14 protein-coding genes are annotated in these 20,067 nt (G+C 49.2%); 12 read left to right on the forward strand and 2 right to left on the reverse strand.

Annotated elements, in window-relative coordinates; translation table 11 throughout:
- Window positions 1-4 precede the first annotated feature (4 nt).
- Window positions 5-1,306: a citrate (Si)-synthase gene (locus tag H6570_15285; GenBank protein MCB9320645.1), complete on the reverse strand. Its 1,302-nt coding sequence runs from the start codon at window positions 1,304-1,306 to the stop codon at window positions 5-7.
- Between the two features lie 292 nt (window positions 1,307-1,598).
- Window positions 1,599-3,131: a gliding motility-associated C-terminal domain-containing protein gene (locus tag H6570_15290; GenBank protein MCB9320646.1), complete on the reverse strand. Its 1,533-nt coding sequence runs from the start codon at window positions 3,129-3,131 to the stop codon at window positions 1,599-1,601.
- Between the two features lie 261 nt (window positions 3,132-3,392).
- Between H6570_15290 and H6570_15295 the strand changes: the two genes are divergently transcribed.
- The 12 genes from H6570_15295 (at window position 3,393) to H6570_15350 (ending at window position 20,064) form a co-directional block, all read left to right on the forward strand.
- Window positions 3,393-3,986, forward strand: a complete 594-nt coding sequence (locus H6570_15295; GenBank protein MCB9320647.1) for a DUF3109 family protein — start codon at window positions 3,393-3,395, stop codon at window positions 3,984-3,986.
- A 96-nt stretch (window positions 3,987-4,082) separates the two neighbouring features.
- Window positions 4,083-6,200: a peptidylprolyl isomerase gene (locus tag H6570_15300; protein MCB9320648.1), complete on the forward strand. Its 2,118-nt coding sequence runs from the start codon at window positions 4,083-4,085 to the stop codon at window positions 6,198-6,200.
- 28 nt (window positions 6,201-6,228) lie between these two features.
- Complete coding sequence (locus tag H6570_15305) at window positions 6,229-6,810, forward strand: toxin-antitoxin system YwqK family antitoxin (GenBank protein ID MCB9320649.1); 582 nt, start codon at window positions 6,229-6,231, stop codon at window positions 6,808-6,810.
- On the forward strand, window positions 6,770-7,861 hold the full coding sequence (porQ, locus tag H6570_15310) for a type IX secretion system protein PorQ (GenBank protein ID MCB9320650.1): 1,092 nt from the start codon (window positions 6,770-6,772) through the stop codon (window positions 7,859-7,861). The genes H6570_15305 and porQ overlap by 41 nt, the downstream gene beginning before the upstream one ends.
- 87 nt (window positions 7,862-7,948) lie before the next feature.
- Window positions 7,949-8,713 carry a helix-turn-helix domain-containing protein gene (locus H6570_15315; protein MCB9320651.1) on the forward strand — a complete coding sequence of 255 codons (765 nt, stop codon included), beginning with the start codon at window positions 7,949-7,951 and terminating at the stop codon, window positions 8,711-8,713.
- A 104-nt stretch (window positions 8,714-8,817) separates the two neighbouring features.
- Window positions 8,818-9,207, forward strand: coding sequence for a DUF1398 domain-containing protein (locus tag H6570_15320; protein MCB9320652.1), 390 nt, complete (start codon window positions 8,818-8,820; stop codon window positions 9,205-9,207).
- Window positions 9,208-9,318: 111 nt separating this feature from the next.
- Window positions 9,319-10,275: a hypothetical protein gene (locus H6570_15325; GenBank protein ID MCB9320653.1), complete on the forward strand. Its 957-nt coding sequence runs from the start codon at window positions 9,319-9,321 to the stop codon at window positions 10,273-10,275.
- A gap of 116 nt (window positions 10,276-10,391) precedes the next feature.
- Window positions 10,392-13,979 carry a carboxypeptidase regulatory-like domain-containing protein gene (locus H6570_15330; GenBank protein ID MCB9320654.1) on the forward strand — a complete coding sequence of 1,196 codons (3,588 nt, stop codon included), beginning with the start codon at window positions 10,392-10,394 and terminating at the stop codon, window positions 13,977-13,979.
- Between the two features lie 3 nt (window positions 13,980-13,982).
- Entirely contained in the window at window positions 13,983-17,909 is a 3,927-nt protein-coding gene (locus H6570_15335; GenBank protein ID MCB9320655.1) for a hypothetical protein, read from the forward strand.
- Window positions 17,906-18,958, forward strand: coding sequence for a PorV/PorQ family protein (locus H6570_15340; GenBank protein MCB9320656.1), 1,053 nt, complete (start codon window positions 17,906-17,908; stop codon window positions 18,956-18,958). Before H6570_15335 ends, H6570_15340 begins: the two co-directional genes overlap by 4 nt.
- Window positions 18,959-19,198: 240 nt before the next feature.
- Window positions 19,199-19,669 (forward strand): transcription elongation factor GreA, encoded by a 471-nt coding sequence (gene greA / locus H6570_15345; protein MCB9320657.1) that lies wholly within the window; start codon window positions 19,199-19,201, stop codon window positions 19,667-19,669.
- Window positions 19,669-20,064: an HIT family protein gene (locus tag H6570_15350; protein MCB9320658.1), complete on the forward strand. Its 396-nt coding sequence runs from the start codon at window positions 19,669-19,671 to the stop codon at window positions 20,062-20,064. The genes greA and H6570_15350 overlap by 1 nt, the downstream gene beginning before the upstream one ends.
- Window positions 20,065-20,067 lie beyond the last annotated feature (3 nt).

Here is a 20,067-nt window from a genome sequence, read left to right on the forward strand (position 1 = left end):
GATTTTATTGAATCATTTTTTTAATCGACGCGAAAGATAATGATTTTGGTCTTTCCAAAGGCAGACTAAGTGCGCGTGACCAACATTGTGAGGCAAGCACTCCCAGTGCACGGGAAACACCGAACATCACCGTATAATAATTGTAATCCTTCAGGCCGTATTGAACCAGGATGGCTCCGGAATGGGCATCCACATTCGGCCATGGATTTTTCACTTTACCCAGCTCCTGCAGGATGCCGGGAACGATGTCGAATAATTGCCAGACAATTTTGACGATGGCAGAATCATGCAGGTATTCTTCTGCAAAAACTTTCTGTGCTACGAATCGCGGATCCGGCTGACGCAGTACGGCATGACCGTAACCCGGGATCACTTTGCCGGATTCCAGGGTTTCGTGGATATATGCTGCGATCTGGGCCTCGGTAGGTTCCATGGTTCCGATCTCATCGATCATGCCAAAGATCCATTTGATCACCTCCTGATTAGCCAGTCCATGCAGCGGGCCGGCCAGCGCATTCATCCCGCCAGCAAAGCTGAGGTAAGGGTCGCTCAGAGTCGATCCGACCAGGTGAACGGTATGTGCAGATGCATTGCCTCCTTCGTGGTCGGCATGAATGGTCAGATAGAGCCGCATGTAACTCTTGAAGTCGGGCTGATCGTAGCCGAGCATATGGGCATAATTCCCGGACCAGTCCAGATTAGGGTCGGCAGGGATGTGTTTTCCCTGTCCAAATGAACGCCGGTAAATGTAGGCTGCAAGCAGCGGCAGGCGGGCGATAAGATTCATTGCATCCTCATAGGTGTAGGACCAGTAGTCGGATTTGCCCATGCCTTCTGCATATTGTGCGGCAAAAAGCGAATCGGGCTGCATGGACATGATGCCCACGACAAACTGGGTCATCGGGTGGGTGTCCGGACTGAGGGCTTCCAGAACATTGATGGTCTGCTCCGGTAATTTTTCCCGTCTGCGCCACTCAGCGGTCAGCCACTCCACTTGCTCCTGCGTTGGGATATCACCAGTCAGCATCAACCAGAACAGCCCTTCGGGGAGTGGCTCTTTGCCCCCTTTCCATTTGGGTAATAATTCACGGAGTTGAGGAATGCTGTATCCGCGGAAACGGATGCCTTCCTCGGGATCCAGTTGAGAGGTCTCCCATAACATTGATTTGATCCCGCGCATGCCACCAAAGACCTGACTGACTACGACTTCGTCGATCTTCCGGTCCCCATTCAATTTCAGGAATTCTTTCACTTCCTGTCCTACTGTGGTTGCAACTTCTTGAAACCTTTGCTTCAGTATGTCCATGTGTTTTGTTACAATTTATGTTGAATATTAAATGTGTTCATATTACTGGCCTCGGGGATGCAAGCAGAATGACCGCTTGTGTCTTAGGGGCTTTCGTTTTCCTAACATCGTAGGGCGGCTAAAGTTACAATATTGCACAATAAATGATTTGATCCTTATCAATTATTCGGTGACTGTCCTTGTCGCCATCTCTATTTCTGTCCGGACGGCTAAAACCAGCTAATTATTGGGTTTATTTTATTAAAATTCCGTGATGACTGTCACAAGAGAATAAGTGACCCTGAATCACTTCCTACCGGATCAGGTTTATTGCTCCTGTTCGTTTACGAAACTGACCATCATTCATTTGAAGGACCACCTGATAGGTGTAGACGCCGGGGGACAGGGGCTCGCCGCGATAGGTGCCGTCCCATCCTCCAATTCCCTCCTGCGGATCGATGTGTTGCTGATCAAAGATGATATTCCCCCACCGGTTGTAAATTTTAAAATCGACGAGTTCAACCAGATCTTCATTGCCCGATATCGTGAAGACATCATTTTGCCCGTCGCCATTGGGTGAAAATACATTGGGGATATAAACATGGTATAAGGATAAATCCAGATAAACCAGACTGTCACATCCTTCCGATGAGGTAAGCCGGAAGAGTGACTGGATTGGTTCCTTGATGCGATGATGCCCCAGTTCAAAGGTTTCCCCATCAAAAATGCGTACCCGATTGGAATCAACCGGATATTCAATGACATTCAGATGCAGGCTCACGACGGAGTCGCAACCTTGCCGGGTATAAAAAGTATCCCGGTAATCTCCGGAGGCTGATAGCAGTCGGTCTTTGAACTGGTATTGCTCGCCGATACAAATCTGTTTCCGGTCCACGGCAACAAAATGAGGCTTGAGATAGGCATATGCCTGTGTCACCCGGCATTCGTCCGGTGAGGTGATGCGTGCCTGGTATGAGCCATCGCCATACATATGGGAGAGCTGCGCTCCGGTCTCGCCAACGATGGCCACACCGTTTTTATACCATTGGTAGTCCAGGGAATCGTAGGCAGGCAGATTCAACCGGAAATCCGGTGAGCAAGGATGTTGATCGGAAGTGATCTGGAATTCAAAGGATTTGGAGTCGGCAAGGACCAGGTTATCAAAAAAATAGTAAATGTCATTGGAAGCACTGACCGGGGAACAGTCCGGCCCGATCGCAACGGCATAAATGTCCTCGCGGGGCACGATGGTAATTTGCGTGCGGACCCAGTTGTTGCTGCCACTCAGGTAAACGGACCCCAGTTCTTTCCAGCCCGGACCATTCAGCGGGCAGCCGTGACCGGGATCTCCCAAGCCAAAGGGTAAATATTGACAATCGGTCGAGCCGTAAAAAACTACGGAAGTGGGCGGTGAAATCTGAGATGTGGAGAAGCCGATATAAAAGCGAAAGGTGTAGGAAGTGCCGGCGCGCAACGGAGATAGGAGACAAGCACCGGTGTATTCCTTCCAGTTTGGTTCGATGTTGTTTTGAAACCGTCCATTGCGGAATCCGATGCAGGCTTCACCATCCGGTAAGGGTTGTGGTACAGGAATGTTGGGCCAACCAAACCATCCGCAGGTGTTCAGATAATCGGTGGTAGCTTCCGAAGCTTGAATCCACGTGACGGCACAATCCAGCTGTCCCCGGTTGGTTGGGCAGCAGGTCCTCTCCTCAAAAGAAGGATTTGGAATCAGGGATACCGGCTTGATGATCTTGCACACACAATCCGGATCGTTGAGATCGATGAGGCCGTCACCATCATCATCAATGCCATTGGTACAATCCTCCGGTGCCGATGAAGGCATCGTCGCATTTCCCGCCAGTAATAACAGGCAGCAGAGGACAATGAAAAGGCGTGATCCGGACACAGTACTTTTTTAGCAAAACAATATTAACCTGCAAAACGGTTCTTGGGAAGAAAAAACATACCCCTGGAGGCATCCACTTAAAGATAACGGAATTACATCCACCCCAAGCGTACCTTTTTGCCAAAACGGAAAAACCAATTACTGAACGGCGATGTGTCTGTCCTGCTTAATCCTCATCTTTGGATAAAAATAGAGATCGTGCTGGTTGTCCAGGGAAAATTGATTCATCCGGATGTTCTGAAGGAACAATTCGTCTGTCATTTGGATAAATGCAAGGGCGCCTGCTGTTGGGAAGGATCTTATGGAGCGCCACTGAATAAAGAAGAGGTGGAATTGTTGGAACAACTCAATCCCGTGGTCTCTCCCTATCTCCCGGAAAGACACCGTGCATTGCTAGCTGCAGAGGGAGGCAGTCGCTATTACCGGGGGATGCAGCAGTGGGGCACCAATCTGATGCCCGATGGTGCCTGCGTCTACCTGATCAGGGATGATAATGGCATTGCCAAATGCGGCATCGAGCATTGTTGGAAGCAGGGCGAAATTTCTTTTCGTAAGCCTCAGTCCTGTCATTTGTATCCAGTCCGGGTGCGGAAGGACCCATTCACCGGGATGGAGATGCTCCTATACGATCGCTGGGATATTTGTCAGGACGCCTGTGCCCTTGGTGCTGCCCTGCAGGTTCCGGTGTATCGGTTTGTAAAGGAGGCGCTCATCCGGGTCTACGGAGAGGCCTTTTACGCAGAACTTGATGCCATAGCGCAGTCCTACCTTGAAAATGAACCGGAACGATAGCATGATCCAGGAAAAGAAAATATAGTTTTGATATTGTAGGATAACATGTACCTTTGCAGGGTTTTTTCAGTAGGTATTACGTAAATAAAAAATTATATGGCTTTAATAGGGACTATCCGAAAGCATAGCTGGATTCTGGTTGTTACGATTGCGGTAGCTCTGGGCGGGTTCTTAATCATGGATATCACTAACTCTGCACAGCGCGGTGGCCGGGCTACCCCGGTAATAGGCAAAGTGAATGGAGAAGAGATCACCCTGACCGAATTTAACAACACCCAGCAGGTCCTTTATTCCAACAGTGGCGCGGATATTTACAATCAGCGTTCATACCTGTGGAATTATTTCGTGGAAAAATCCATCGTAAAGACCGAATCCGATGCCCTTGGGTTGGGCGTAGGCGATGTGGAATTGGAAGACTTGCAATACGGTAACAATCTTAGCCCGATCATCCGTCAGCAGTTTCAAAACCCGCAGACAGGTCAAATAGACCGCGAGCAACTGAATCAGATCAAACAAGTGATCGAGTCAGGACAAGCTCAACCGAATCTGGCAACCTATTGGAAATATCAGGAAGAACAGATCATCAAATCGCAGCTGCAGACCAAATTAAATACGCTGATCACCAAATCCATTTTTACACCTTCCTGGATGGCAGAATTGCGGCATAAAGATCAAAATGAAAAGATCAGCTTTGAGTATGTGCAGATTCCCTTTGATGAGGTGGAAGATGCTGAAGTGGAAGTAACGGATGCAGATATCAAAGCTTATATTGATGATCATAAGAAAACCTATACCCGGGACGAAGAAACCCGGCAGGTAAGCTATGTGAAATACGAAGTGATTCCAACTTCAGAGGACTCAGCTGCCATCTATGCAGACATTCAGGAATTGGTCACACCTTTTACAGAGTCAACCAATGATACCCTGTTTTTGGATCAGAATTACAGCCAGTACGATCCGGTCTACTACACCCGGGAAGAACTTAACCCGGTAATCGCTGATACGCTGGTGACCTTGCACCCCGGGCAGGTTTATGGACCGTACATCTCCGGTAACAACTACGAGATCGTCAAACTGATGGATACCAAGATCATTCCGGACTCGGTTAAATCACGGCATATCCTGCGTACCGCCAGTCCCAACAGTCAGGCAGAGATGAGTGCAGCTTATCGATACATCGATAGCATCAAGACCCTGATTGAGACTGGAGTTGCATCTTTTGACTCGCTGGCCCGCACCGATAGCCAGGATCCGGGTTCTGCCACCTTGGGTGGAGAACTGGGTTATGCCGCGTTAAATCGTATGGTAAAGCCATTTAACGACATGATTTTTTACCAGGCAAAAAAGGGTGAACTGAATATTGTAGCTACGCAGTTTGGAATCCATTTGATCGAAGTGGAGGATTACAAATTCATTGAGAATAAAGAAGGTTATAAGATCGGAACCATTGTCAGCCCGATCATCCCCAGCGAGGGCACCCAGAATGAAATTTACAACCAGGCAGCCGATTTTGTTTCCAGCAACCGGACTTTGGCCGAAATGCAGAAAGCAGCAGATGAAAATCCGGCTTTGAGTGTGGAGAAGAGCGGGTTTTTGCAAGAAAATGACGCTTATATGCTGGAAGTCGGAACCGGACAGACCGCTCGTGATATCATCAAGTGGGCATACAGCAAGAATGCAGAAATGGATGCCGTATCCCCGGATGTTTACATTTATCAGGATCCGGTCAATTACTACAACTCTAAATACCTGATCGTCGCGCTGAGTGCCATCCAGCCGGCTGGTGTCGCCAGCATCGAAAGTGTGCGGGAAGATGTAACTCCATTGGTACGTAATCAGAAGAAAGGACAGGTTATCGCCGGTAAGATTACCGGAACCGATCTGGCTTCCATCGCAGGACAGTTCAGTACCGAGGTGGACTCAGCACAAAATGTGACGTTTGTGAGCAGTTTTGTTCCTGGTCTGGGTAATGAACCTAAAGTGATTGCCGAAGCCTTCAAATTGTCGAAGGATGCAACCTCCTCACCCATCATCGGTGAGAACGGTGTTTATGTCATCAAAGTGACCGACAAAATTGAAGACGCTACCGATCCAAATATTGCTGCCCTCCGTCAACAAGCCAGCGCGCAACCGCGTTCGGCCATCGCCTCACGGTTGATCGAATCATTGCGGAAGAATGCTAAAATAAAAGACTACCGCTCGACGTATTATTGATATGAATCGGAAATTAGTTTATACATATATGGTCATCCTTACCGGGGTGACCATTTTTGCTTGTAGTCAGAAGCTGCGCCAGGTGGAGCAGCAGGTTGATAACTATACGGAAAAATATACCGTGAATACCGAATCCGGTCTTAAAGAAGGCACCTACATAAAGTACGATGCCAGCGGGAAGATCATGGAGGAGTCGGTCTATCTCGATGATGTATTGCACGGAGTTCGCAAATTATACGATACGACAGGGCAGGTCGTGATCGAAGAGCATTACAATCACGGGAATTTTGCCGGTGACTATAAGACCTATTATCCCAACGGCCGCATCGAGATGGAGGGGAATTATCAGGAAGGAGCCATGTCCGGCGTTTGGAAACGTTATTATCAGGGAGGTCAACTGATGGAAGAGGTGGCCTTCTCCGGGAATAAAGAGAACGGCCCTTTCAAAGAATACTATGAAAATGGCAACATCAAAGCAGAAGGTTCCTACCTTAATGGTCCGAAAGAAGACGGCGAACTAAAGCTCTATGATGAACAAGGCACCCTCGTCAAGAAAATGGAATGTTCGGATGGAGTTTGCCATACGACCTGGCAAGCGGAAAGCAACTGATCTGCGTCTCATCCTTTATTTGCTCGTTTTAACGACTACCCTTACAGCCCAGGTGGACAGTCGCTTCGTTTATGAATTTACCCGGTTTGCCGTCAGTCCCATGCAGACTGCTTTGGGTGGTGCTCCCATCGCACTGGCTACCGAGGATGCGGCCCAGGCTACCATCAATCCGGCCCTGATGGACTCTCTGGCAGCCGGCAACCTCAGTGCCAATATTGACTTTCATTTTGCGGGCATCAAACAGATCTACGCAGGCTACGGACAGCGTTGGAAAAACTCCCCGTATTACTGGGCTACCGGACTGCAATACCTGTCGTACGGATCCTTCGATGGTGCGGACGAATTCGGCAACTTTACCACGCCGTTCTCTGCCGGTGATTTTGCCTTTCAGGCATCGCTTGCGCGCAGCATCCATCCACTGTGGCGGGCAGGAGCTTCTTTGAAGTGGATCTTCAGCAGCCTGGAAGGCTATAGCAGTACCGGAGCAGTGCTGGATCTGGGACTTCACCGCCGTTCCCTGGACGGATTGACCCAGCTGGGCTTGGTGGTCCGCAATTTGGGGACCCAGTTTACACCTTTTGTGCCCGGTCAATACGAACCGGTGCCTTTTGATCTGCAATTTGGCGTTAGCCGGCGGCTGGCACACGTGCCTTTCCGCTTTTCTACCGTCGTCCACCATCTGCATCGCTGGAACCTGCTTTATGAAGACCCCAATTCCGATCAGGATGTGGATCTGTTCGGCGAGCCGATACCGGGACCTAGCGCTTTTTCCAAAGTGGTCGATAACCTCTTTCGTCATGTGATCTTCTCCGGGGAGATCCTGCTGGGTAAGCAGGAAAACCTCCAGATTCGTTTTGGGTATAACCACCTGCGGAGGAAAGAACTATCGGTGGATCAGTTCAGGAGTCTGGCCGGATTTTCGGGCGGCATCGGTTTTAAAGTGAAGAAGATCCAGTTTGATTATGGGTTCAGCACCTATCACCTGGCTGGCTCCACCCATCACCTTGGCATCCGGCTGGCGATCCGGGAGTGGATCAAACCGAAGATCTAGCAACAAGGGATAACAATTGTATTAAATTCGGGGTAAGAGCCCACTGCGATCAATTAGTTATCAGGTAAATATGCCATTTCAGCCGAAATGAAATTTGACAAACATTTTCCGACGGAACGACTGAAACCCTACATCAAATATTTTGTAGTGGCTGAGAATGCATTGGAAAGCGAGTACAAAATATTTCCCTCCTCAGGCATAGTGATGGGATTTCAATACAAAGGACAACTGGCCACAATTACAGACCAGACGGAAAGCAAACTGAACTCCGCAGGAATTACAGGCATTTCCGATCGGTACAAAATCTTTAAAAATTCGGCAGACATCGGGACGGTACTGGTTTTCTTTACCGAAGTAGGGTTTATGCACTTCGCTACCCATCCGGCCAATGAGTTATTTAATTTAAGCCTTTCACTGGAAACTATTTTTGACAAAGGCAAAGTGAATGAAGTCCAGGAAAAATTATCGGTTGCTAAAACAGATAAGCAACGAATAAAAGCGGTGGAGCAATTTTTACTCACACAACTGAGGGAAATCGATACGGATAAACTTATTGTCGAGGCAGTTAAAATTATTTACCAATCCAAGGGAACCATTCAGATCAAGGAATTGATCGAAAAATTGTTGATCAGCCAAAGCCCGTTCGAAAAGCGGTTTCGCAGAGTGGTGGGAACAACGGCTAAAAAATTTGCTTCCATTGTCCGATTTAATTCGGTTATTGAAAATATCAGCGAACCCAAAACCCTCACAGAGATTTGCTACCAATACCATTTCTTTGACCAGGCTCACTTTATCAAAGACTTCAGGCAATATACTGGTGATACGCCGGAGAACTTTAAGCGCTTCTTGTAGAAAAACGATTTTTTACAATTAAAAGGATTTTTGAGCTTGCACTTTTGTAGCGTATCCATAAAGCAATGGCATCAATTAATTTTAAGGTAAAAGCACGAAAATAAATGTTTACACTCGAACAAATCAAAGCAGCGCATGGCAAAGTAAAGTCCGGTGCAGACTTCCCGGCCTACATTAAAGAAATCAAATCGATGGGGGTCACTCATTATGAAACTTATGTAACGGACGGACATATTGACTATCACGGAGATAATAATTATACCGTAAAAATTCCTGCCAAATATGCCGCCTTGGAAATAGCTGCCATTGCAAGCAGAGATGCCTTTAAGGAGGAGTTATTAGTCCATCAGCAGGGCAAGACTGATTTTCTGACGTTCATTACAAATTGTGCAACCTACGGTGTTGAAAAATGGGCGATCAGCATGGACAAAATGACCTGTACCTATTATGACAAAGCAGGAAATGAAATGCTAGTGGAAGGAATACCGCAATAATAAACCTCCTGATAATCTTCTTTTTGAAACGTCATGACCATCTTCGTCCGTAGCGGGCACCGTCCGGTTCGTGGTGTTTACTTATACCCCTAAAATCACTAGGTTTGCAGCATGCAGCCACGTGTATTAATCACGGACGATGTCCACCCTTATCTGATCGAAGGATTATCTGCATTGGGTTATGCGGTTGAATACCAACCGCTGATCTCGTTTGAAGATACCATGCAGCAAATAACTCCTTATGTGGGACTGGTAGTCAACAGTAAGATCCGGGTTGATGACTTATTGCTTGATCAGGCACCTCATCTTATCTGGGTGGGTAGGCTCGGCTCCGGATTGGATATCTTCGATCTGCCCGCTTGTGCCCGCCGGGGTGTGGCCGTAATTAATTCCCCGGAAGGAAATGCCAATGCCGTTGCCGAACAAGCTCTGGGCATGTTGCTGGCGCTGCAGAATAATTTACTTAGGGCAGACCGGGAGGTACGGCAGTTCACCTGGCAGCGTGAAGCCAACCGGGGCGTGGAGCTAGCGGGTAAACGCATCGGAATTTATGGGTTTGGCAATAATGGAAGTCAGTTCGCCCGCAAATTAGCAGGAATGGAGATGGAGGTCTGGGCCTACGATAAATACAAGACCGATTACCTGGATGACTTCCCTTATGTTACTGAAAAGCAAGGCGAGGATCTTTTCGAATGCGATGTCATCAGTTTGCATCTGCCACTTACCGATGAGACACACCATCTCGTGAACCGGTCTTTTCTGGATCAATGCCGGCCGGGGGCCATCCTCATCAACACTTCCCGCGGCAGCATCGTCAACACAGCAGACCTGGTGGAGGCATTGGAGTCAGGGCGGTTGAAGGGGGCATGTCTGGATGTCTTTGAAAACGAAAAACCGGCGACCATGACGGCGCAAGAGCTAGCTGTCTATAGCAGGCTGTATGCACTGGACCAGGTAGTCCTATCACCGCACATTGCTGGCTGGACCAGGGAATCCAAATACAAAATTGCCCAGGTCCTGGTTGACAAAATCAGGCAAGGGCTTCAAAATCGTACCTTCATACGTTAAATGATAGTAGAGCATGTGCGATAAGAAGCCGTGATCTACTACTTTTACGGTCGGAAAAGATGGTTCCGGTGGTGATGCCACGACGCAGAAACTAAGAACACATGAATGCCAAATCCATGCAGCGAATTCTTTACATCCTGGGAATTGTATTTGCTTGCGCAGTTTCAGGCTGGACGCAAACCTCCCTGGAAGGAAAAGTGACTGACCAGGAGACCGGAGAAGCGCTGATCGGCTGTAACATCGCCCTGTACCGTAATGGCGTGCTGGTCACTGGTACGGATACCGATATTGACGGTAACTACACCCTGTCCAACATCGACCCGGGGACCTACGACGTGGAAGTTAGTTACGTAGGTTATCAGACCCAGCGGCAGACGGGCGTAGTGGTCTTTTCCGGGAAGTCCAATAAACTGGATATTGGTATCAGTCAGGGCCTGGTATTGGATCAGGTGGTCGTCATTGAATACAAAGTCCCTTTGATCGAGCAGGACAATACCACTTCAGGCGGTATCGTCACAGCGGAGAAGATCCGCAACCTACCCATGAAAAACATCAATCAGTTGGCCGCCACCGCAGCGGGAATCTCCTCCATCGACGGAGGGGCCATCGCCGTACGCGGCTCTAGAACCAATGCTACGGATTATTACATCGACGGCATCCGGGTGACGGGCAGTCTGCTGCCTCAGACAGAAATCGATCAGCTACAGGTCATTACCGGAGGGATCGAAGCAAAATACGGTGATGTGACCGGAGGGATCATTGCCATCACCACCAAAGGACCTTCCAATCAGTTTAGCGGAGGACTGGAAGTGGAGAGCAGTCAGTACCTGGATCCTTACGGGTACAATCTGGTCAACATGAACCTTAGCGGACCCATTCTCAGGAAAAAAAGCGGACAGTCCATCCTGGGTTACCGCCTGGCCGGTCAATACCGGGGAAGGAAGGTGGATGACCCTCCGGCCTATGGGGTATACCGGGTGGATCCGGACCGGATCCGGTCGCTGGAAGAAAACCCCCTGTCCTCCTACGAAGGCATTACGGTCTCCAGCGGTGAACTGCTTCAGAACGACGATGCGAAGTTACTTAAGGCTATCCCGAATGAAGGTTCGGAGCGACTGGACCTGACGGGTAAGATTGATGCGCAGATCAGTCGCAACATCGATGTGACTTTGTCCGGGAATTACAACACATCAAAAAATCAATTTACCCCGGGTGGATGGGGACTCCTCGATTACGAGAATAACCCCTTCTTTTACAGCTCCGGCTACAGGGCAAATTTCCGGCTGCGACATCGCCTCGGCCGCCAGTCGCTGGATGACAATCATCCTCAGCAGGGTTTTATCCGCAATGCTTCCTACACCTTTCAGCTCGGGTATGAGAAATCCTTCACCCACGACGAGGATCAACGCCATAAAAACAACCTCTTTCGCTATGGATACATCGGCTCTTACGATGTGAACTGGATCCCGGTGGAAGGTGAATCACCCTATTCACGTGGTCCGTTGCCCGGCATAGCTCATGCCGGATACCTGCAGGTTTTGGAAGGCTATACCCCTGGCAGCTATAACCCGGTCCTGGCGAATTACAACCTCAATACCAGTCCATCCAGCATCGAAGGGTATAATGCGTACAATGGCTTCTGGTCCAGTAACTACAACAGTATCTGGCGAATCCACAGCAATGTAGGCGCGGTGTACAACCGGGTTTCGAAATCTGAAAACGATACTTATACGTTAAATCTGGGTACCTCTTTTGACCTGTTTCCTGGCGGATCGGACAAAGGCCGCCACAACATCCAGTTTGGTCTGGTCTATGAGCAACGGTTGAATCGTTCCTGGGCGGTGGCGCCGTTTGGATTATGGACGATCGCCCGTCTGCAGGCGAATAATCAGATCATCGGGGTTGATACCACTTCGGTGATCGGAACCTTTAAAGGAGTATTCAGCGACCTTTCCTATGAGCAATTCCAGACCCTGGTCGATGAGGATCCCAACTTGCTATTTTATAAAAAAGTCCGTGACCTGACCGGGCAATCCGTTCACGATTACGTGAATGTCGATGCCCTCAATCCTGACGATCTGAGTCTGGATATGTTCTCGGTACAGGAGCTGACGGATCAGGGCGTGATTGACTATTTTGGATACGATTATCTGGGCAATAAGATCGGGAATAATGTCACTTTCAATGATTTCTTCACCAGTGTGTATCCGGATGGCAGACGCCAGTTTCTGGTAGCTCCCAATCAACCTATCTATGGGGCATTTTACCTGCAGGATAAATTTACTTACCGGGACATCATCTTCCGGGTTGGTCTTCGGGTAGACCGGTATGATGCCAATACCAAGGTACTCAAAGATCCTTTTTCGCTGTATGAGATCATGAATGCGTCCGACTTCTATGCCAGCACGGGCCAGGCTCGCCCGGCACCGGTTGAGGATGACTTCAAGGTCTATGTGGATGGAGACAACTCAAACAAGGTCGTCGCTTTTCGCCGGGATGAACAATGGTATTATCCCAATGGTACGGCGGCAAACGATGGGAACCTCATCTTCGGTGGAGAGATCGTCCATCCCAAATACGTGGATCCCGAAGCGGACATCAAGAGCCGTGATTTTGACCCAAATACTTCCTTTACCGATTATACCCCCCAGGTCAACTGGATGCCTCGATTGGCTTTTTCCTTTCCCATCAGCGACGTTGCTAACTTTTTTGCTCACTATGACATCCTGGTGCAGAGACCTCCTTCCAATACATTGACCACTGCCCTGGATTATTATTATTTCGAAGACGCCGGTCGTACCCCTTCCAATAACCCGGCTCTGCGTCCGGAGCGCACCATAGATTACGAAGTCGGATTTCAACAGAAGTTGAGCCAATCATCTGCTCTGAAGATCTCCGTGTATTATAAGGAATTGCGGGACATGATCCAGACACGGACCTATTTGTATATTCCTGCTCCTGTGAATACTTACACGGGATATGGCAACCTGGATTTTGGTACGGTGAAAGGCTTCAGCTTCCAGTATGATCTGCGACGTACCGCTAATCTGGAAATGACGGCCAATTACACCCTGCAGTTTGCCGACGGTACCGGTTCCAATGCCAACTCACAGCGCGGGCTGACCACGCGGGGCAATATCCGGACCTTGCTGCCACTGTCTTTTGATGAGCGGCACCGATTTGTGACGACACTGGATTACCGCTATGGATCCGGGAAATTATACAATGGTCCCATCTGGTTTGGTGCCGATGTGCTGGCCAATTTTGGCGTGAACCTGACGGCTACCGCTGTCAGCGGCCGTCCCTATACCAAACTGACGCGTGCACAGCCTTTTGGCGGAACCGGCTACCAGGGTGCAATCAACGGAGCGCGGCTGCCCTGGAATTATACTTTCGACATGCGCGTGGATAAAAGTTTCTTGCTGGGCAAAGAAAACAGCAAGCGGCCCACTTATCTCAATGTCTATTTCCGGGTGGAGAATTTACTGGATACACGCAATGTCATCGGGGTATATCCGGTGACCGGATCACCGGATGACGATGGTTATCTGACCTCTTCGGATGGCAAATCCGCGCTAAATACCATCTCAACCAGCGGCCGTGATGTCGATGCTTACCTGGCTAGCTATCAGTGGGCGTTATTAAATCCGGATCTCTATTCATTACCACGTCGCATGTATCTCGGCGCCATTTTAGAATTCTAAGCTATGAACATCCTTCGCCATACAACCATCTTTCTCTTTCTTGCCTTTTGTGCCCAGCCTGTGTTGGCGCACCGGCCGGATATCGGTACAGGCAAGGTGGCTCCCAGCTCTGAAGTGCTGGAGCTCCGTGAAGACTGTGCTCCTTCCCGGTCCAGCATTGATATGGACATCAATAATGTGCGGGCTCGCTTATTGGGAGGTGGAGATGTGTGGTGGGACCTTACCGAAGGTAAGTACATCGTACCCAAAGTTGATCCGGCTTCCGGGCTACCGGAAGTATCTTCCATCTTTGCCGGAGCAGTATGGCTGGGCGGCTATGACCCGGTTGGTAATCTCAAATTAGCTGCTCAAACCTACCGTACCGGAAGTACTAACGACTTTTGGCCGGGACCTCTCGATCCTGTCCTTGGCTCGGTAGACTTCGAAACCTGTGCCAATTGGGACCGTCATTTTGAGGTTTCCGGGGCCAATATTGCCAGACACATCGCAAATTACAATAAGGCCATTCAGGCGGGAGAAGATTACGATTGCGAGTCCATACCGGAAGACATCCTGGAATGGCCGGCACGCGGCAATCCATATTTTGCGGAACTGGTTGGCTTTGAATTGCCCAATACCACGCAGGGTCTCGCCTCCTTCTACGACCGTAATGGTAATGGATTGTACGATCCTTGCGATGGCGATTATCCGGTGATCGACATCATAGGCTGCCATGCGCCTCAATATCCGGATCAGATGATCTTCTGGATTTATAACGATGCAGGAGGTATCCATACCCAGACGCAGGGCAAGCCCATTCAGATGGAAGTGCAGGTCCAGGCGTTTGCTTATTCGACCAACGATGAGATCAATGACATGACCTTCCAGCATTACAAGCTGATCAACCGGGCTACCAGTACCATCGACAGTACCTTCTTTGCCATGTGGGTGGACCCCGATTTGGGTTGCTATACCGATGACTACATCGGATGTGATACCTCCCGCAGTATGGCCTATGTCTACAATGAAGACGCGGTGGATGGCGAGACCGGCTGTTCCTGTCCCCAGGGGGTCAACACGTATTGTGATGCCATTCCCATCCTCGGCGTAGATTATTTCCGCGGCCCGCATGATGAAAACGGCAATGAAATCGGCATGTCCTCTTTCACTTATTACAACAACCAGGCGGTAGGTAACTGGCCAAATGCCCAGACCGACCCACAGGTTGCACAGGAATATTACAATTATTTGTCCGGCTCCTGGAAAGATGGCACCCCGTTCACCTACGGCGGTTCGGCCTTCCAGGTCGGCGGTACACCCATCGACTATGCATTCACTGAAGCTCCGAATAATTCTGCCGGCTGGTCCATGTGTACGGCAAACCTGGATTACGGAGACCGCCGGACCATCCAGGCTTCCGGGCCATTTCGCCTGGATCCCGGAGCCGTCAATGAGTTGATCATTGGAGTTGTGTGGGTACCGGACCTCAATTATCCTTGCCCGGACATCGACCGGCTGTTATCTGCAGATGATATCGCCCAGGCATTATTTGACAACTGCTTTGATATAACCGACGGGCCAGATGCGCCGGATATGGATATCATTGAACTGGACCAGGAGCTGGTGCTGGTTTTGACAAACGACACCATCAATTCCAACAATGCATTTGAAGCTTACCATGAAAAGGACTTGCAAGCTCCGGCCGGGATAGATGATAGTTTGTATTTCTTCGAGGGATATAAGATCTATCAGCTCCAGAGTTCGGATGTTTCTGTCGGCGAACTGGACAATTTTGACAAAGCGCGTCTGATCTACCAGGTTGACCTGATGAATAATGTCCGCAGTGTATACAACTGGAAGTCATTGGCTAATCCGAATTCGAGTGAACCGATCTGGGTTCCGGAATTGCAGGTTGAGGGTCAGGATAAAGGCATTCGACATTCATTTAAGGTAACGGAAGATCAATTTGCCACCGACGACCGGACATTACTCAACCATAAGAAATATTATTTCACGGTAGTTGCCTATGCTTATAATAATTACCGGGATTTTGACCCTAAAGATGTGGTGGGTCAACGCCGGCCTTACCTGGAAGGCCGTAGGAATATTCAGAAATACGAGGGAATTCCCCGCCCCATTACTTACCAGAACCTGCAATCCTCCTATGGTGATGGCGCACAGATTACCCGTTTGGACGGATTAGGAGTCGGAAACAACTTCCTGGACATTACCTCCGATACCCGTGCGGCTATCTTGAACGGCAGTTTTGACGGAACCATAACCTATGAACCGGGACGTGGACCGTTAAAATTGCTGGTGTATAATCCGCTGGATGTCAAAGACGGCACCTTCCTGTTGCGTTTTATCGACAACAACATGAATGATAAAGTGCTGGGCCCCGATGCACGTTGGGTGCTCTCCAATATAGAAACACCGGATAAACCGATCATGTCTGAGACTTCCCTCAGCCGGCTGAATGAACAGATCATTGCGAATTATGGATTTTCCATACAAATAGGTCAGACACCGGATGTCGGAAGCCTTACGGATGCCTCCAATGGAGCCATCGGTATTGAGGTAAGCTATGCGGATCCAAATGAAGCCTGGTTCAGTTTTATCCCGGATGGCAACGGCGTTTTCCATTATGTAAAGACCCTTAGTGGTGAGCCGGATTATCCATACGACCCCGACCGGGCATTATCTACCATGGGCGGAGGGGTAATGGTGCCTTTCTTCCTGACGGATTATCGCAGGCTGGCCACGGACATTCCGTATATTTCACCTTGCTGGCAGGATGCCCAACAGAGCTTTAATATTGTAAAAGACCGGACAAGCTTGTCTCAGTTAAATAACGTGGACATCGTTTTGACTCCGGATAAATCCCTTTGGAGCCGTTGTGTGGTCGTGGAGACGGCTTCTCCATACTTTAATGGCCTGGGTAATACCATAGGTAATGCGCGCAATTTTGATCTCCGGCAAAGCCCCTCGGTTAGTAAGGACGACAAAGATGGTGACGGCCTGGCTGATCCTGACGGCGATGGTGTAGGCATGGGCTGGTTTCCCGGCTATGTGATCGACGTGGAGTCCGGCAAGCGGCTGAATGTGTTTTTTGGGGAAAACTCCTATTACGACGGCAGGTATTTCCCGGATGATTTTGACAATGGAAAGCCCACTGGCGGTGATATGATGTGGAATCCAACCAGCCAGGTGTTCCTGGACAATGGTGCCGCAGTCACCTTATTCAACTACGTAGCAGGCGGTCAACATTATCTCTATGTGACCAACACTGAGTACGATGGCTGCGCCGATCTCAGGACTCGATTTGCCGCCGGTATAACCGATCTGAAGAAAGTACCCGGGTTGACGACGGTCACCTGGGCGGGAATACCACTGGTCCGCAGCGGACAATCGCTGAAATCATTGGCAGAGGGGTTGATCCCGACGGAAACGACCATTAAAATCCGTGTTGATGATCCGTATCAGGTAGCGGAAGGTACTGGCGCCAATAGTGGGCATCCGGCCTATATGTTTTCCTTTACCAATGTGGAAGCCACCCAGTTGGAGCAGGCCAGCATACCGGCAGCTCTGCGGTCCATCAATGTAGTACCCAATCCTTATTACGGTTATTCGCCGTACGAGACTTCTCAGTTTTCGACCACCGTAAAAATTACCAACCTGCCGGCCGATTGTACCGTGACGATATATAGCCTCGACGGCAAATTTATCCGGCAATACAAGCGCAATGAATCCAGAACTCCGGTAGAAGGCCGCTCCAATCCGGCCTTGTTGAACAATCAGATCGTACCGGACCTGGAATGGGATATCAAGAACAGCAAAGGAATACCGGTGGCCAGCGGAGTATACCTCATCCATGTGGATGCTCCCGGCTTAGGATCCAGGGTGCTAAAGTGGTTTGGCGTACAACGTAAATTTGATCCTACTGGCTTATGACACGTATATACCTTATTGGATTGATCCTCATGGGAATACTGGCCGCGCCATCAGGCCGGGCAGGGAATCCTGACCGGCAGGGAGAAGCCGGAGCCTATGAATTAACACTTAATCCCTGGGCCCGGAGTGCGGGATTGCATTCGTTGACCACGGCGTGTATCCAGGGAGCTGAAGCCATGCGACTGAATGTCGCAGGTATGACCCGTATTCATCAGACCGAGGTCCTCCTCGGGCATACGATCTACCTCAAGGGTAGTGATGTTCGGCTGAATGCTCTGGGATTTGTTCAGAAAGTAGGCAAGAATGGCGCCTTTGGCATCAGCCTGATGTCTTTAAATCTTGGAGATATTGTGGAGACTTCCGTACAGCAACCGGAAGGGACCGGTGCCACATTTTCACCGAACTTTTTCCATCTGGGTATGGCTTATGCCCACACATTTGAAAACAAGGTATCCGTAGGAATTTTATTTCGTGGAATTTCAGAATCAACGGCAAATCTGAGCGCATTTGGCTTTGCCCTGGATGCCGGTGTTCAGTACGTAACCGGCCCTCAGGATAATTTTAAATTCGGTATCTCCCTGCGCAATATCGGATCGCCAATGCGGTTTGGCGGAGAAGGACTGTCCATTCAGGAAACGAATCCGGACGGTACCTTGCAATACAACCTGACCTACGACCAGCGGTCGGCTTCCTTTGAATTGCCATCCATGTTGAATATCGGCATGTCTTACGACCTGTATGCCGGGGATGATCATCGGTTTACGCTGATTGGAAATTTTACCTCCAATTCATTTTCACGGGACAACCTGGGTGGTGGAATGGAATATTGTTTTAAAGACTTGTTCTTTATCCGGGGTGCCTACAAATATGAGCTGGGGACGAACAGCGAATCGGTGGATCACAGCGTCTATACCGGGTTGAGTGCAGGGATGGGATTTGAAGTCCCGTTGAAAAAAGGCAGTGATTATAAGCTGGGTATCGACTACGGATACCGCGCTACCAATCCCTTCCAGGGATCACATAGCATTGCTTTTCGAATCAGCATTTAACCTTGGATTAGCAGACTTCTAACTGGTATTTCTGTTCCGGCCAGGTTTTCGTGGATGCATGCCCAGGCAGAGCAAACCGGCACCGAAAACACCATAGTTGACAAACGAGCCATTTTTTAATACATTTGTCCTTTGATAAGGACAAGAACGTTTCAGTTGCGGCTCGAAGCGTTCTTGTCTTTTTAGTCAATGGAATAACCAATACTCATCCATTAGCACGTATTAACCTAAATATTTTTTATGTCAGTGACGTATTTGACACAGGAAGGATATGACAAAGTCCGACTGGAATTAGATGAACTAAAAACTACAGGTCGCCAGGAAGCAGCACGGGCAATTGCTGAAGCCAGAGAGAAAGGTGATCTATCAGAGAATGCAGAATACGATGCAGCAAAAGATGCTCAAGGCATGCTTGAATTGCGCATCAACGAACTGGAAAAAGTCATGGCTACCGCAAGGATCATTGACGAGAGCCAGATCGACACCTCCAAAGTAGTACTGCTTTCGGCGGTAAAGATCAAGAACATGAAGACCAAGAAGGAAGTCCAGTATAAATTGGTTTCAGAGACCGAAGCTAATCTAAAGGAAGGAAAGATATCTGCCACTTCCCCCATTGGTCAGGGATTGCTGGGTAAGGCCGTGGGAGAAGTTGCCGAAGTTCAGACGCCGGCCGGATTGATGCAGTTTCAGATATTAGAGATCGGCGTCTGATGGCCAGTATATTCTCCAAGATCGTAGCAGGAGAAATTCCCTGTCATCGTATCGCCGAATCAGATGATTTCCTGGCTTTCCTGGACATCCAGCCGGTTCAGACAGGTCATACCCTGGTCATTCCCAAGAAGGAGGTCGATTACCTCTTTGATCTGGAAGACGAACACCTGGCTGCTTTGATGCAATTTGCCAAAAAAGTTGCCGGCGGCTTGCGAAAAGCAGTTCCCTGCAACCGCATCGGCGTTACCGTCATCGGACTCGAAGTACCCCATGCACATGTGCATTTGATCCCTATCAATGCCCTCTCCGACATGGATTTTACCCGCCCTAAAAAGAACGTAAGTCACGAAGAACTGGCTCGTTTGGCGGAACACATCCGTACTTTTCTGGATTAAGTA

The sequence above is a fragment of the Lewinellaceae bacterium genome (assembly GCA_020636135.1).
Taxonomy (GTDB): Bacteria; Bacteroidota; Bacteroidia; order Chitinophagales; family Saprospiraceae; genus JAGQXC01.

Bases quoted from the DNA above. Each gene is read 5' to 3' on its own strand.
- H6570_15285 (MCB9320645.1), bottom strand. From the start codon at position 1,306: ATGGACATACTGAAGCAAAGGTTTCAAGAAGTTGCAACCACAGTAGGA.
- H6570_15290 (MCB9320646.1), bottom strand. From the start codon at position 3,131: ATGCCTTCATCGGCACCGGAGGATTGTACCAATGGCATTGATGATGAT.
- H6570_15300 (MCB9320648.1), top strand. From the start codon at position 4,083: ATGGCTTTAATAGGGACTATCCGAAAGCATAGCTGGATTCTGGTTGTT.
- H6570_15305 (MCB9320649.1), top strand. From the start codon at position 6,229: ATGGTCATCCTTACCGGGGTGACCATTTTTGCTTGTAGTCAGAAGCTG.
- porQ (MCB9320650.1), top strand. From the start codon at position 6,770: ATGGAGTTTGCCATACGACCTGGCAAGCGGAAAGCAACTGATCTGCGT.
- H6570_15315 (MCB9320651.1), top strand. From the start codon at position 7,949: ATGAAATTTGACAAACATTTTCCGACGGAACGACTGAAACCCTACATC.
- H6570_15320 (MCB9320652.1), top strand. From the start codon at position 8,818: ATGTTTACACTCGAACAAATCAAAGCAGCGCATGGCAAAGTAAAGTCC.
- H6570_15325 (MCB9320653.1), top strand. From the start codon at position 9,319: ATGCAGCCACGTGTATTAATCACGGACGATGTCCACCCTTATCTGATC.
- H6570_15330 (MCB9320654.1), top strand. From the start codon at position 10,392: ATGCAGCGAATTCTTTACATCCTGGGAATTGTATTTGCTTGCGCAGTT.
- H6570_15335 (MCB9320655.1), top strand. From the start codon at position 13,983: ATGAACATCCTTCGCCATACAACCATCTTTCTCTTTCTTGCCTTTTGT.
- H6570_15340 (MCB9320656.1), top strand. From the start codon at position 17,906: ATGACACGTATATACCTTATTGGATTGATCCTCATGGGAATACTGGCC.
- greA (MCB9320657.1), top strand. From the start codon at position 19,199: ATGTCAGTGACGTATTTGACACAGGAAGGATATGACAAAGTCCGACTG.
- H6570_15350 (MCB9320658.1), top strand. From the start codon at position 19,669: ATGGCCAGTATATTCTCCAAGATCGTAGCAGGAGAAATTCCCTGTCAT.